Source organism: Streptomyces adustus, assembly GCF_009377175.1.
GTDB classification, from domain to species: domain Bacteria; phylum Actinomycetota; class Actinomycetes; order Streptomycetales; family Streptomycetaceae; genus Streptomyces; species Streptomyces adustus.
In genome coordinates this window covers 32,188-46,617 of record NZ_VJZD01000019.1, presented here as the reverse complement: position 1 = coordinate 46,617, position 14,430 = coordinate 32,188, and the positions used below count along the sequence as shown (strand labels likewise).

General features: G+C 68.7%; 12 protein-coding genes and 1 pseudogene. 8 read left to right on the top strand and 5 right to left on the bottom strand.

Going from position 1 to position 14,430, the window contains the following annotated elements:
- Positions 1-177: 177 nt before the first annotated feature.
- Entirely contained in the window at positions 178-1,221 is a 1,044-nt protein-coding gene (locus FNH09_RS07255) for an alpha/beta fold hydrolase (RefSeq protein ID WP_162468230.1), read from the bottom strand.
- A gap of 626 nt (positions 1,222-1,847) precedes the next feature.
- Here FNH09_RS07255 and FNH09_RS07250 point away from each other — a divergent pair.
- A complete protein-coding gene (locus tag FNH09_RS07250) occupies positions 1,848-2,861 on the top strand; it encodes a PP2C family protein-serine/threonine phosphatase (RefSeq protein WP_338017500.1) in 1,014 nt (337 codons plus the stop codon).
- Positions 2,862-3,049: 188 nt separating this feature from the next.
- Here FNH09_RS07250 and FNH09_RS07245 read toward each other — a convergent pair whose 3' ends face one another.
- Positions 3,050-3,829 (bottom strand): SDR family NAD(P)-dependent oxidoreductase, encoded by a 780-nt coding sequence (locus FNH09_RS07245; protein ID WP_152885927.1) that lies wholly within the window; start codon positions 3,827-3,829, stop codon positions 3,050-3,052.
- Between the two features lie 2 nt (positions 3,830-3,831).
- Between FNH09_RS07245 and FNH09_RS46635 the strand changes: the two genes are divergently transcribed.
- From FNH09_RS46635 to FNH09_RS07230, 3 genes are all read left to right on the top strand, one after another.
- Complete coding sequence (locus FNH09_RS46635) at positions 3,832-3,969, top strand: hypothetical protein (RefSeq protein ID WP_156110806.1); 138 nt, start codon at positions 3,832-3,834, stop codon at positions 3,967-3,969.
- Positions 3,970-4,249: 280 nt separating this feature from the next.
- A complete protein-coding gene (locus tag FNH09_RS07240; protein ID WP_152885926.1) occupies positions 4,250-5,080 on the top strand; it encodes a helix-turn-helix transcriptional regulator in 831 nt (276 codons plus the stop codon).
- Positions 5,081-5,291: 211 nt separating this feature from the next.
- Positions 5,292-7,697, top strand: coding sequence for an ADP-ribosyltransferase domain-containing protein (locus FNH09_RS07230; protein WP_238426508.1), 2,406 nt, complete (start codon positions 5,292-5,294; stop codon positions 7,695-7,697).
- Positions 7,698-7,877: 180 nt separating this feature from the next.
- Here FNH09_RS07230 and FNH09_RS07225 read toward each other — a convergent pair whose 3' ends face one another.
- From FNH09_RS07225 to FNH09_RS07215, 3 genes are all read right to left on the bottom strand, one after another.
- Positions 7,878-8,372, bottom strand: a complete 495-nt coding sequence (locus FNH09_RS07225; RefSeq protein WP_152885925.1) for a cupin domain-containing protein — start codon at positions 8,370-8,372, stop codon at positions 7,878-7,880.
- A gap of 227 nt (positions 8,373-8,599) precedes the next feature.
- Positions 8,600-9,073, bottom strand: coding sequence for a carboxymuconolactone decarboxylase family protein (locus FNH09_RS07220; RefSeq protein ID WP_162468228.1), 474 nt, complete (start codon positions 9,071-9,073; stop codon positions 8,600-8,602).
- Positions 9,074-9,452: 379 nt separating this feature from the next.
- Positions 9,453-10,352: an RNA polymerase sigma-70 factor gene (locus tag FNH09_RS07215; protein ID WP_152885923.1), complete on the bottom strand. Its 900-nt coding sequence runs from the start codon at positions 10,350-10,352 to the stop codon at positions 9,453-9,455.
- Between the two features lie 277 nt (positions 10,353-10,629).
- Between FNH09_RS07215 and FNH09_RS07210 the strand changes: the two genes are divergently transcribed.
- From FNH09_RS07210 to FNH09_RS07195, 4 genes and pseudogenes are all read left to right on the top strand, one after another.
- Complete coding sequence (locus FNH09_RS07210; protein WP_338017499.1) at positions 10,630-12,360, top strand: L-aspartate oxidase; 1,731 nt, start codon at positions 10,630-10,632, stop codon at positions 12,358-12,360.
- A 34-nt stretch (positions 12,361-12,394) separates the two neighbouring features.
- Positions 12,395-12,634 (top strand): annotated as a pseudogene (locus tag FNH09_RS07205) (NmrA family transcriptional regulator); the annotation flags it as partial.
- 198 nt (positions 12,635-12,832) lie between these two features.
- Entirely contained in the window at positions 12,833-13,303 is a 471-nt protein-coding gene (locus FNH09_RS07200) for a carboxymuconolactone decarboxylase family protein (RefSeq protein ID WP_152885922.1), read from the top strand.
- Positions 13,304-13,698: 395 nt separating this feature from the next.
- Complete coding sequence (locus FNH09_RS07195) at positions 13,699-14,337, top strand: sigma-70 family RNA polymerase sigma factor family protein (RefSeq protein ID WP_152885921.1); 639 nt, start codon at positions 13,699-13,701, stop codon at positions 14,335-14,337.
- Positions 14,338-14,430: the final 93 nt, after the last annotated feature.

The window sequence follows — 14,430 nt, the reverse complement described above, 5'->3', positions numbered from 1 at the left end:
GCGTCCGCCCGGCGCGTATCTGGCGCGCCGGACGGACACGTCTGTCGCCCGAAGAACACCCGATCACCCGCCGCCGAGGTCGGAGGATGCGGGTCTCCTGGCGTCTGCGGATATCAGACAGTCGCTGGTGTTCGGCCCCTGGAGCTCCGACCGTTCACGGCCGGGGGCTCGGCTGTCCTACGGAGCCGGGCTGAGGGTGCCGTTGGTGTCCATGTCGAAGATGCCCTGGGACTTGCCGTCGACCTTCAGTTGCTTGAGCCAGTGCTTCGAGAGGTTGTGGACGTTCTTGTGCTGCATCTCCCACACCACCGAATGCCCGGCGCAGGCCAGCTTGACCATCAGCTTGTGGTCGCCCGCGATGGCGTTGTAAAGCTCGGTGACCGAGAAGTTGAGTTCCGGATCTTCACTGGACGTGATGACCTGCTTGTCGTGCTCCCCGTACACGATGAGGACCGGCACGCTGCCGCCGAGCACGCCGCCCTGGGCTGCGGTGGTCTTGTTCCAGCCCCATCGGACGAAGTTTCTGATGCGGTTGAGCCCTTCGCCTTCCGGCCCCCACGTGCTGCCGACCGGATCGCTCTGCATGATCGCGTCCCACACCACGTCCCGCATCGCGAGTTCGCGCTGGCCCGCGCAGAGCGCCTCGTTGCCCCACCCGTTCCAGGTTCCCGACTTCGTGCTCACGAACATCGGGAAGCCGGGCCGCGGCAGCGGGGCGGGGGCACTCGACGTGCCGTCGGGCGGGAAGATCGGCGCCAGCAGGAACAGGCTCGACACCTTGTCGGGGTTCTTGACCGCGTACGGCCCCATCGTGAACGCGGCCGCCGACCAGCCGATGAAGGCGACCTTCTTCACCCCGCGCTCGCGAATGATCCACTCCACGACGGTGTTCAGTTCGTCCCGGTCGCTGTTCGAGTTGGTCAGCTGGAACGGGTAGTACGGGGGGCCTGGCGTGAAACCCGGCGGCCTCGGCTTCAGAAGGTTCTGCTGGGCGGGGTTGACGTTGCGAGGTTTCTCCATCTCCGGGCGCGGCGACAGCCCCGAGCCCTGGAGGTCCATCATGAAGACGTCGTAGCCGGCCTTCGCCAGCGCATCGGCCCAGTTGTACGTCTTGTACTCGAGGTCAAAGCCGGGAAGCACCGGAACGCTCCGGCCGTGGAGCATCAGGACGGCCGTACGCTCGTCGAGGTGGCCGAGCGGGGTGCCGTCGCGCTCGCGCACGAAGAGGTCGACCTGCTTGCCCTCGTTCGCGGGGACGGTGGACTTGTGGGATATCGCGTGATCGTGCACGTCGACGGGCATGAGGATCCGTTCTGTGAGGTCGGCCGGGCGTCGTTGCCCTGCCCGATCCACGCTCGACGCGCGGGACCGTCCGCGCCACAACAGGGGGCCAGCCGTGTGACATGCACATTCTTCGTGTCGGCGGCGACCTGTTTCCATGGTTGTGGTCCGTCCCCGGTACGACACGTGGCCACAACTGAGCAACAGCGGCAAGAAGCCGTCGCCCTGACGGTGCAGAAGACCGACGGGGACAGGCCTCCGACCGGCCACACTCACAGACACTGAAGTGAGCGAGGCCCTGGACCGGGCGCAGAAGGCACTTCCGGCTCGCTACGGGAGGCGCACAAGGTCGCCGGGAGCATGCCCCAGAGGGTGCGCCATTCGGGGCACCTCGTGACGAGTGAGGCCGAGATGGGTGCGGCGGCGGCTCGGTGCAGTGGACCTTAACCTGATTGATAGGGGGATTCGGTCGGCGTCTGGAGTGGCGGGTGGCGAGGCCAGGGGTATGGCTGTGGCTGGGAAAGCGAAGGCGCCTGCTGCCGGCCACCCTGCTCTTCCTGGCTGCGGTGATCGACCTCGTCACCCCGGCGGATGTCAGCGCTGCGGCCCTCTACGCGGCCGCGATCCTGATGGCCGCGCCTCTGCTCTCCCTGCGCGGAACGATCATCACCGGGGTGTGCGCACTCCTCATCGACCTGGTCATGTTCGTACACTTCGGCTACCACAGAAGTCCGCCCGAGGGCAGCGAGCTGGCCATGGTCGTGACAGTGTCGGTGATCGCGATCTTCCTCAATCGCCTCCTGTATCACCTTCAGGTCCAGCTGAGCTCCGCGCGCGACATCGCCGTAGCCGTCCAGAGCGCCGTGCTGCCCGATCCACCGAAGGCGAGCGGTTCGCTACGGTTCGCCGCGCGCTACGAGGCCGCGCAGAGGGACGCACAGATCGGCGGGGACCTCTACGCCGTCGTGGACACCCCGTTCGGCGTGCGCTGCATGATCGGCGACGTGCGGGGCAAGGGACTGGGCGCGGTCAGGGCGGTCGCGGCCGGCCTCGGTACGTTCCGCGAAGCAGCCCTGCAAGAGCCCAGCCTGACCGACCTGGTGAAGCGGCTGGAGCGGTCTGCCGCTCTGGAGACCCAGCAGCCGGGCAGCGAGACCGAACTCGAGGGGTTCATCACGGGTGTGGTGGCGGAGTTTCCCCGAAACGAAGGGCAAGTCCGACTGATCAATCGAGGCCACCCGGCACCCGTGCTGTTCCTGCCCGACGCTGTGCGCTACCTCGAGCCGAGTCAGCCGGCACTCGCCCTGGGCATGGGCGCCCTGGCGTCCGGTCCGTTGTCAGTCGATACGTTGGCTTTCCCGGAAGGCGCGACTCTGCTGCTCTACACGGACGGACTGACGGAAGCCCGTGACGAGAAGGGCGTCTTCTACGACCCCGTCGACAGATTCGCCCCATCCCGGTACACCTGTCCGGACACCCTCCTCGACGCCCTGGTGGCCGATGTGCACCGACACACCGGCGGACGGCGAACCGACGACATGGCGCTGCTGGCCATCACCCGTACGCCCGACAACACCTGACCGTCCGCCCGTTGCGTGGCTCAACGTGACCGTGGGTTGCTCTGCGCCCTCGAACTGCAAGGGTGACGGCGCCACCCGTCGCCGGTCGGCTCGAACGCCGACTCCGCCCCGGCCCGCAGAGCGACCGGCAGCCGCGGCGCGGGTGGCCGAGCGTGACGAGCAGGCCAGGGCCGCGCGATGAGGCTGGTTCACTTGGATCGGTAGCGGGAGGCAAGGTCGGGGCTCTGTCCGCCGAAGGCGGCGAGGTCGGCCTGGAAGACGGCGTCGAGGAGGCTGACGTCCTCGACGCCGGGGGCGCAGACGACCTCGCCGAGCTCGAGGCCGCGCAGGCTGGCGGTGACGACGTCCTCGGCGGACATGCGAGGCAGGGCACTCAGGTCGAGGCCCTGACGCGTGTGGAATTCGGTGGCGACGACGCCGGGACACAGCACCTGGACCTGGACGCCGGTGTCCTCCAGCTCGGCGCTCAGGGTCTGGGACATGGCGACGAGGTGCGCCAGGGAGCCGGCGTAGACGGCGCGGCAGGGCTTGACGGACTTGTCGGCGGGGCCGCTGAACGCGATCATCCCGGCCACGTTGATGATCTTTCCGTGGGCGCGTTCCTGCATACCGCCGACAGCGGCGCGGGTGAGCAAGGTGGGGGCGACGACCTTGACGTGGACGAGTTCGCGGGCCTTGTCGGCGGGCAGCTCGCTGAGCGGCATGTAGTGGGCGACACCGGCGTTGTTGACGAGCGTGGTCAGTGGCTCGTCGGCGCAGATCTCGGCCACGGTGTCGACGCCGAGGTCGGTGGACAGGTCGGCGGCGACGGTGCGGACCTTCACGCCGGGATGGGTGGCAGCAAACTCATCGAGGCGGTCCTTGTTGCGGCCGACGATGATCAGGTCGTGGCCGTCCGCGGCGAACCGTTCGGCGAATGCCTTGCCGATGCCGGAGGTGGCGCCGGTGACCAGGGCGAGCTTGTTCATGAGTGGTGTTCCTTTCGGGGGTCGGTATGTGCGGAGCGGTGCTGCTCGGCGACGGCCTCGGGCCGGTCGTCGGCGAGGTGGTGCCCGCCGGAACCGGGTCGAGGGTGTCCTTCTCGTGGATCAAGGTGCTCTGGGCGTGAGGGCGTCGCCATGGGTGTGTACGCACAGGCAGACGTTGTCGCAGACAGTGGCCACCTCACCGGCCGTGCCGTGGTGCCGCTGGTGGAGCACCGGGCCGAGGCCGTTCAGGCAGGCGGGGGCGCCGGGCCCGGGTGTTCGGGGGAACCCTGCCGTTCCTTCGTTGGTGGTTCTGTCATGCCACCACGGTCGGCAGGAAACGGATGATTAGGAAGTAGAACCGTTTTCATGGGAACGGCAGTACCAGGACAGATAAACGCCTCTCTTGCCACAATCGAGGGCATGGCGACCACAGAACTCGGCGTGGCCCTGCGCCACTGGCGCGATCGCGTCTCGCCCCAGGCCGTCGGCCTGTCGACGGGCGGACGCAGGCGCGCCGCCGGGCTGCGCCGTGAGGAGCTGTCCCAGCTGGCCGGCGTCTCCGCCGACTACATCGTCCGGCTGGAACAGGGACGCGCCACCAAGCCCTCGCCTCAGATCGTCGAGGCCCTGGCCCGCGCCCTGCGACTCACCCAGGGCGAACGAGCCCATCTCTTCCGGCTGGCCGGCCTCGCCCCACCGGGGCCCGGCACGGTGCCGCGGCACATCACCCCCGGTGTCCACCGTGTGCTGGACCGTCTGACCGGCACGCCCGTCGCCGTCTTCGACGCCGCGTGGAACCAGTTGCTCGCCAACCCGCTCTACACGGCGCTCATGGGGGAATGTCACGGCGATGACCTCAACGGGGTCCGGCGCAACTTCCTCGACCGTGACAGCCGGGTACGCCACACTCCCGAATCCATGGGCGCGCTGCGGGCAGCGCTCGTGGCCGACCTGCGCCGCACCTCCGGCCGCTACCCCCACGATGCGAACCTACAGTCCCTCATCGCCGAACTGCGCCGCCGCAGCGACCACTTCGGCGACCTGTGGGAATCAGGCGCCGTCGGCGAGCACGAAGCCGGCCGCAAGACCATCGACCATCCCCAGGTCGGCGCACTGACCCTGGACTGCGACGTCCTCAGCGCCGTCGGCAGCGACCTGCGCATCATGGTCTACACAGCCCAGCCCGGGACCGAAGACGCCGACCGTCTGGCGCTCCTTTCCGTGATCGGGACGCAACTGCTCACCGGCTGACTGCCCGAGGCCGGAGGTAGCCGTCACCCCCCCAGGAGGGCGGGCAGATCCGTGGGATCACCAGCCCCGGCTCGTCGGCGCAGATCACCGTCACGTTGCGGGCGCACTGGAGCCTGACGGCAGGTCACCGGCCCCTTGTCGGAGCCGCGTTGTCAGTGGCGGGAGATACGTTCGAGGTCTTGGAACCGCTGTTGCACGACAGGAGTGGACGATGACCGAGAGCAATGTGCTGCCCACGCTCAGGGTGGTGCTGACCGACGTCAACGAGCGTGTGGTGGAGGCGTGGCGCGCCGCGTTCGCCGACACCCCCGGTATCGAGATCCGCAAGGGCTCGATCCTCGACGAGGACGTCGACGCCTGGGTCACCCCCACGAACTCCCGGGGCCGGATGGACGGCGGGGTCGACGCCGTCATCAAGCGATACCTGGGGTCCGGCATCCAGGTACGTGTCCAGCGGGCTATCCGTGACCGGTTCGCCGGACCTATGCCGGTGGGCAGCGCGGTCTGCGTCCCGTCCGGCGCGACCGTCCCCCGGTACCTGATATCGACGCCGACCATGGTGCGCTCCTCGGAGAACGTGAGCGCCACGATGAACGTGGCGCTGGCGTGCGCGGCCGCTTTCCAGGCCGTACACCGGCAGAACCGGAAGAAGCCGGGCAGCATCCGGTCCGTGGCGCTGGTCGGGTTGGGGGCACAGACCGGCCAGGTGCCGGCCCGGGTGTGCGCCAATCTGATGTGGACCGGCTACACGCTCTTTCACGATCACTGGTTCGAGGACGACGACGAGCTGCGCGCCACGATCATCTCTCAGCTGCACGGGATCGAGAACGCGCCCATCGATCAGCGGGTGCGTATCGTGCCGCCGACGGCCGTCACGCCCGCCACCCCCGCGCCGACGCCGGAGCCGGAGACTGTCACTGCCGCTGCCTCCTCTCCTTCTGCCACGGCGAGCGAAAGCGGCTCCGCTGTGACCGGACCGACGACCGACGTCCCGGCTGCGGGCCAGCCGTCGCAGCCCCAGCCCGATGTGAACGACCCCCTCGCCCTGACCGAACTCTTCGACGGCGGCGGGGAGGCCTGGCTCCCGCTGCTGAAGCCGGTCATCGAGGCGCAGCCGGACGCCGCGCGGTTCATCGGCAAGGGCCGCAGCCACGAGGTGGTCCCGGTCCGCGAGCTGACGTTCCAGGCGCTCAAGCCGAACCCGCCGCACAAGTGGAAGGTCGTGGTCTTCGGCCAGAACCCGTATCCGCGGCCGGAGAGCGCCACCGGCATAGCCATGTTCGACAACACCTTCAGCGACTGGAAGGACAGCCAGTTCGGCCGGGTCGTCAGCATCAGGTGCCTCATCAAGGCGGCGGCGATGTGGAAGTACGGCATCGCCAAGAAGACCCCGATCGCCGACGTGCGGAAGCTGCTGAAGGAGCGGGACACGGTCCAGCCTCCGGAGTGGTTCCAGGCGATGCTGACGCAGGGCGTGCTGCTGCTGAACGCGTCGCTGACCGCGAGCGGCGACGGGGCGATGGGCGCCGACCAGCACACGGCGTTCTGGCGGCCGGTCGCCGAGCGGATCGTCGAGGAGATCCTCAAGGCCAAGCAGGACGCGGCCGAGGAGGACCGCGGGGTCGTGTTCGCGTGGTGGGGGGCGCACGCCCGCAGCCTGAAGCGGGTCGTCCTGCGGCTCCAGCAGAAGTACCCGGACGTCGAGGTCCGCCACCTCGACCACGCGAACCCGGCGGCGCAGGGCGACATCTTCTGCGAGGGCGACCACTTCACCCAGGTCAACGACGCCCTGGCCTCGCTGGGCGCCGATGGCATCGACTGGCTGCCGAGCAAGGGGTGGAACGAGACGGCGGCCGGCGCGGGCGGTGCGGACGGCGGTGTTGCGGCGCGCATGGGCGCTTTCATCGAGTCGACCATGAACCTGCACCAGCTGTACCTGGAGCGCCTCACCAGCGTCAAGGACGAGGGTCTGGTCCTGCCCGCGATCACCGGTGTTTTCGACACTCCGCTGATGGACTTCCAGAACGCCGTCGCCCCGGCCTCCGCGGTACTGTCCGGGCTCGCCGGGCACATCCGGCGCTCGCACGACTTCGGCAAGCGGCGTGCAGACCAGGCGGTCGGCGGCGGCCTGTCCGCCGATGCGATCGCCGCGCTTTACCTCTACACCTGTGAGTCGGCCTTCTACCGCGAGATCAACAGCGTCCTGCGCTCCCCCGACCGCACCAGCGTCACGCCCTACCTGCCGTACCTGCGGCTGCTGTTCTCGGCGGTCTCGGAGCTTCCGGCCTACACGCAGCCGCTGTGGCGCGGAGTGTCGCTGGACCTTCGGGCGCAGTACCCGGTAGGCCGGACGGTGACCTGGTGGGGCGTCTCCTCGTGTACCTCCGAGTTGCAGGTGGCCAGGGCGTTCCTGGGCAGTCGAGGCAAGCGGACCCTCTTCGAGGTGACACCGGCCCGCGCGGTCGGGATCAAGAGCTTCTCCGCCTTCACGGGCGAGGAGGAATACATCCTCACGCCGGGCACCCAACTCAAGGTGACGGAGGTGAGGAACGAGTCCCGCGGGCTGTGCACGGTCCGACTGAGCGAGGTCACGGACGCGGCTCCCGTGGTGTCCTGAACCGCTCGGCGAGCGTTGGTGTCCACCGCACTCCCGCCGAGCTCAAAACCACTCTGGCGGTCCGGCCATCACACCGATGGTGCCCCTCGAAGCGGAACAAGCCCACGAACCGACTTGCATAAGACCTCTGACACGCCCGAGGACCCCGCGACCTTGCGCGGGGCCCTTTCGCCGCGGTCCCTATTCGACGAAATACGAGTCGTGCTTGTCGAAGAACGCGGCGCGTTCCTCCTCCGAGGCATCCGCCAGGTGTGACACCTGCTCGAAGTACTCCTCGCGCGGGGCACCAGGGGTGAACAGCAGGAGCATGTCGGCCGGAGCGTCGGAGTCGTTACGGAAGGCGTGCAGGCCGCCCTGCGGCACGTGCAGGAAGTCGCCCTTGCGTGCGTCGACCCACTGCGCGCCGTCGAACAGACGCACTGTGCCGTCCAGGATGTAGAACGACTCCGAGATCCGCCGGTGGAAATGCGTCTTCGGGCCGCCCGCTCTCGGCTTCATCTCCACTCGGTACAGCCCGAATTCACCCCGCGTTGTCGCGGTGGTCGCCAGGTAGTGGGTGGCGTTGTCTCCGGTGCCGCTCTCACCCAGGTTCGGCGGCGTGGCCGCCGGGCGGAAGATCGCGCTGACCTCGCCGTCTTCAGCCCAGTACTTCTGCTCCGGGTACGGGTAGGACATCTGGTTTCCCTTTCTGTGGGCCAGGTCTTCGCTTCCGCTGTGGATCACGGCGTTGGTCGCCGGCTCGCTGACGACGGCGCCAGGGTGTCCTCGATGTCGGCGGGCAGTTGCCATAGGCGGGCCGCGCCGCGTGCCACGGCACGTAGGACCGACCGGCTCTGCGGGCATGTCCAGGCTGGCGTCGGCCCGCGGGGAGGGGGTGCCCCCTCCCGGCGGGCCGACCCGGTCTAGCCGAACATTCCGGGCTCGTAGCCACCGGCCGGCTGCTGGTTGATGACGTTGATGCGGTTGTAGGCGTTGATGATCGCGATGAGAGAGATCAGTGATACCAGCTGTTCCTCGTCGTAGTACTTGGTGACGTTCGCCCAGACGTCGTCAGGGACGCCGCCGGCGGCGTCGGCGATCCGGGTGCCCTGCTCGGTGAGTTCGAGGGCGGCACGTTCGGCGTCGGTGAAGACCGTCGCTTCCCGCCATGTCGCGATCAGGTTGAGGCGCTGCGCGCTCTCGCCCGCGGCGGCGGCGTCCTTGGTGTGCATGTCGGTGCAGAACCCGCAGCCGTTGATCTGGCTCGCGCGGGTCTTCACCAGTTCCTGCGTCAGGTGCGGTACCCCGGCGTCGGATGCCGCCTTGGCGGCGGAGTTGATGTGCTTGAGGATCTTGCCGGCGAGGGGGTGGGTGAAGTAGTTCAGACGGGGTTCCACTGCGGTCTCCATGCTTGGCTCGGTCGTACTGGACGCTTGCGTATGTCTGACCGGGCACCCGCGGCGGATGTGACAGAAGCGAGAGAGACTGCATCGGAACACCCGGCGTTCGGGTACGCGATGGAAAGTCAGCGTGGATGGCTGGAGCGGCGGTTGTGTGGTTCTCCGGCCGCTGGAAGTCCGGGGCCGGTGACGCTCCGGCAGTGAAGTGGCGCACTCTTCCGGGCGGGGATCGGTCCGCTTGTGGGGGTGGCCGCGCCGCCACGGTCGGGGACATGACTGACTGCACCGGCCGGAGGGCGGCCGACCGGTGTCTCGGTCGGCGCCCTGAGGAAATGGGCCGGATCGGATGCCGAGGTGATGGTGTTCACCAGGAGGGTCAAGCGGCCGTCAGCGACGCGACGTAGGGTGCGAGCTTGGCCGGGTTCATCACCCACATGATCCGCTCGATGCCCTGCGAGGAGACGTCGAGGCACAGCAGGGCGACCTCTTCCCCACCGGATTCGACCAGCACGGCCGGTTGCCCGTTGGCCTCCACCCAGCGGACATCCGCCTGCGGCCAGAAGCGGGGCGCGAAGGCCGCGAGGTAGCGGGAGACGTGCGTGCGGCCGACGACCGGGATCTTGGACGCGCCGCGGATGCCGCCACCGTCCGCGTAGCTGACGACGTCGGCCGTCAGGACGTCCTCCAGAACCGCCATGTCACCCGTGCGCGCCGCGGAGAGGAAGACCTCCAGCAGACGTCGGTGCGCGGTCGGACTGACGCTCTCCTTGCGCTCGGCGGCAAGATGCCGCCGAGCCCGGCTCACCAACTGACGGCCGTTGGCGTCGCTGGTCTCCAGGATGTCGGCGATGCGCGAGTAGGGGTAGTCGAAAGCCTCGCGCAGCACATAGGCGGCACGCTCGACCGGGTTCAGCTTCTCCAGAAGCAGCAGCACCGCCATTTCGACGGCCTCGGCGCGCTCGGCACCCAGCTGGGGGTCGTGGCTGGTGTCCACGGGCTCGGGAAGCCAGGGCCCGACGTAGGACTCGCGGCGCACCCGCGCGGACTGCGCGACATTGATCGCCAGGCGGGTGGCGACCGCAGTCAGGAACGCGGCGGGCTCACGGACCGTCGTGCGATCGGTGTTCTGCCAGCGCAGCCAGGCATCCTGCACGACGTCCTCGGCCTCCGTACTGCTGCCGAGTACGCGATAGGCGATGCCGAAGAGTTGCGGACGTGCCGCGAGGAAATCCCGAGTCGCTCGGTCGTCAGTGTCGGATGGGGCGCCAGCGCACATCGGAATCGTCCCTTCTGGCCTGTCCGTCAGCCATGCTACGCACATCCGGGCAGGTACGAGTCGACGGCTGGGCCCGTGTGAACCCGTACCGGCACAACGTGGCACTCGTCGTGCCCATCCCTCCTCACCTGCCGTTTCGCGGATCCCGCTCACCTGAGCGCGCGTGCACCAGGCTGCGAAGCCACCCACGTGCCGGACTCGTCGTCGCGTACCGCTGTCACAATCCGGCGCCCGCTCCGGTCGTGTCTGGTGACCCACCCAAGTGATCGGAGCAGTCGTGGTTGCCACCGAACAACGTCTTTCCACCGTGGTGCTGGTGATCGGTACCGGCGGTTCAGGCCTGCGTGCCGCGATCGAACTGGCAGAAGCCGGCGTCGACGTGATCGCCGTGGGCAAGCGCCCCAAGGAGGACACCCACACGTCGCTCGCCGCCGGCGGGATCAACGCCGCGCTGGCCACGATGGACGCCGGGGACAGTTGGCAGCAGCACGCGGCCGACACCCTCAAGGAGAGCTATCTGCTCGGTGACCCCCGCACCGCGGAGATCGTCACCCGGGGCGCCGCACTCGGCATCGACGACCTGGAGCGCTATGGGATGGCTTTCGCCCGGGAAGCGGACGGCCGCATCTCCCAGCGTTTCTTCGGCGCCCACAAGTTCCGCCGCACCGCCTTCGCCGGCGACTACACCGGCCTGGAGATCCAGCGGACGCTCGTCCGGCGCGCGAGCCAGCTGGCCATACCCGTGCTCGACAGCGTCTACATCACCCGCCTCCTGACCGATGACGGCGCCGTTTTCGGCGCCTATGGCTTCGACCTGGCCAACGGCACGCGCTACCTCGTCCACGCCGACGCCGTCATCCTCGCCGCCGGCGGCCACACACGGATCTGGCGACGCACCTCGTCCCGCCGGGACGAGAACACGGGCGACTCCTTCCGGCTGGCCGTGGAGGCCGGAGCCCGGCTGCGTGACCCCGAGCTCGTCCAGTTCCACCCGTCGGGAATCATCGAGCCCGAGAACGCCGCGGGCACGCTGGTCAGCGAGGCCGCCCGCGGCGAAGGCGGCGTCCTGCGCAACGTCCTGGGCGAGAGGTACATGAGCCGCTACGACCCGGCGCGCATGGAACTGTCCACCCGGGACCGGGTCGCCCTGGCCTCCTACACGGAGATCAAGGAGGGCCGCGGCACGGCGAACGGCGGAGTGTGGCTGGACGTGTCGCACCTCCCCCGGCAGACGATCATGCAGCGGCTCCCCCGGGTGTATCAGACCCTGCTCGACCTTCAGATGCTGGACATCACCCGGGAACCGATCGAGGTCGCTCCCACGGCGCACTACTCCATGGGTGGAGTATGGGTGCGACCGGAGGACCACAGCACGGACGTACGCGGCCTGTACGCCATCGGGGAGGCGGCCAGCGGCCTGCACGGCGCCAACCGGCTGGGCGGCAACAGCCTCATCGAGCTGCTGGTCTACGGCCGCATCACAGGACAGGCGGCAGCCGCCTACTCCGAGTCGCTGACCGCGCAGCCGCGCTCGTCCGCCGCGGTCGCCGAGGCTCGAGCGGAGGTCGACGACCTGCTCGCCGCGGACGGGCCCGAGAACGTGCGCGCCCTGCAACGCGCCATCCGCAACATCATGACCGAATACGCCGGTGTCGTTCGCGACGAGGAGGGTCTGCGCACCGGGCTGGCGGCACTGGAGACGATCGAGAAACGGATGGGCGATGTCGGAGTGCACCCCGACATCGCCGGTTTCCAGGACCTCGCGCACGCCTTCGACCTGAAGTCGGCCGCCCTGGCCGCCAGAGCCACCTTGGAAGCGGCCCTGGAACGCCGGGAGACCCGCGGGTGCCACAACCGCAGCGACCACCCGGACATGGACCCCGAGCTGCGGGTCAACCTCGTGTGGTCCCCCCGGACCGGCATCACGAGGGAAAGCATCTCCGAGATCCCGGACGAGATCGCCTCCCTGATGGAAGACGTGTCGACCGACGGAAAGCTCGTCGAATAACCCGTGCGCATCCCTGACCAGGCAGCAAACAGCGCAACGTACAGCCGTCGGCGCACCGGTCAACGGTGTGGTGGAGGTGGCAGGCCCGGACACGTTCCCACTGGACGAAGTGATCCGTAAGGGCCTGGCCGCGAAGAACGACCCCCGTGAGGTGGTGACGGACGTGCACTCCCGCTACTTCGGTGCGGAGTTGCAGGAGGACACCCTGCTGCCCGGCCCGGACGCCCACATCGCGGAGACCCGTTTCGCCGACTGGCTCGCTCGGCAGCGGTGACCGTCGAGTGACGGCCCTCACCCGCACCTGGGCCTGCCGTCCGCACCGCGGACGGCAGGCCCCTTCCTCATGGCGCAGCAAGCGCACAGAAAGGAAGACCCTCCCGGCAGCCGCAAGGACGGTGGCCTCGTGTCACAAACCGTCAGGGTGCTCGGTCAATAGGCCGTAACCCCGTTCACCGTGTGAGGAGATTCCATCATGGACGCACGCATCGACTACTTCGGCAACGGCCTCGCGGGAAAGGTCATGAGGCATCTGAACTCGGCCGCCAAGGTGATCGATCCGGCCCTGCCGACCGCCACCCAGGAACTGGTCAAGATCCGCGCCAGCCAGATCAACGGCTGCGGCTTCTGCACCGACATGCACACCAAGGAGGCCGTGGCAGCCGGAGAGACGCAGCAGCGCCTGAACCTGGTGGCCGCATGGCGCGAGGCCACCGTCTTCACCGATGCCGAGCGCGCCGCGCTGGAGCTGGCGGAGCAGGGCACGCGCATCGCGGACGGCTCGACCGGTGTGACGGACGAGGCGTGGGCCAGCGCCGCCAAGTTCTACGACGCGGACGAACTGGCCGCACTGATCTCGCTGATCGCACTGATCAACGCCTACAACCGCATCAACGTCATCAACCGCCAGCCGGCCGGTGACTACCAGGTCGGCATGTTCGGCTGAGCCTGCGCGCACAGGCGCGCGGCGGAGCCTGTCGGCCTTGTGCCGTCCCAGGTCTGTCGCCAGAGGGTCGACCACCCTCGGCACCTGTCCGTGCCACAGCAGTCACAGACTGCTGTGGCACGGACGGGTCGTCTCCGGCGTAACCGCCTCGCCGTTCCTCCCCTGCGGTGAGCGTGCCCGGCGGAGGTGTCACCAGCATGGTGAGTGAGGTATCACCAGCACGGTGAGTGAGGTGTCACACGATCGCCGCCTGTACGGTCAGCTTGTCAGGAGCGCCGATGCGGAAGTGGCGGCTCCTCGGACCCGAAAGAAGGCACCACCCAAGACCGGCTCATCGGTGACCGAGCGATCGCGGTCTCGGTCACCGGACCTCTCGTTACGAGGGAGGAATCGGGATGGATCAGGCCGATAACGACAACTCCTTCGAGGAGGCGATGAGCCAGGTCCTCCTCGACGCGCTGGAAGCCCTGTCCCCGGGCGAGCGGACAGCCTTCGCCCTCAACGACATGTTCGGTAGGGCACCCCAAGCGGTCGCCGACGTCGTGGGCCAGCCCGAACGGGAGTGCGCCGAACTCACCGAGCGTGCCCGGCACAGCCTGAGCGTCCGACGAGCCCGGACGACAACGGCCCGCCAGCACGACCTCGTGGTCCGCGCGTTCGGTGAAGCGTGCGCCGACGAGGACAGCGGCCGGCTGGCGTCCCTGCTGGCGGCCGACGTCACCGCCCTCTTCGACGGCGGCGGGAAGGTGCGAAGCCCGACCCGACCGGTCGACGGCCGTGTGCAGGTCGCCCGCAGTCTGCTCACCCTGCTCGCCGGGCACCCGCACACGACGATGGTCCCTCACTCCGTCAACGGGCGGACAGGGCTCGTCGTGCGCTACGAGAACCATGTCGCAGCCGTGATCAGCCTCGACATCGCGGGCCCTCACGTGGTCCACATCTGGGTCGTCCTCAACCCCGACAAACTCCGTCTCTGGAACCGGACCGAATTCGCGCCCGGCACGCCGAGACCCCAGGACCACGCCTCCGGCTAGTGCCGCACCAGGCAATATCCGCCCTGTCCGCGAGGGCACATGGGCGCCGGTCGTCGGCGCGGCGGTCCGCCGGTCGAGAAGGGCAGGTCGGTT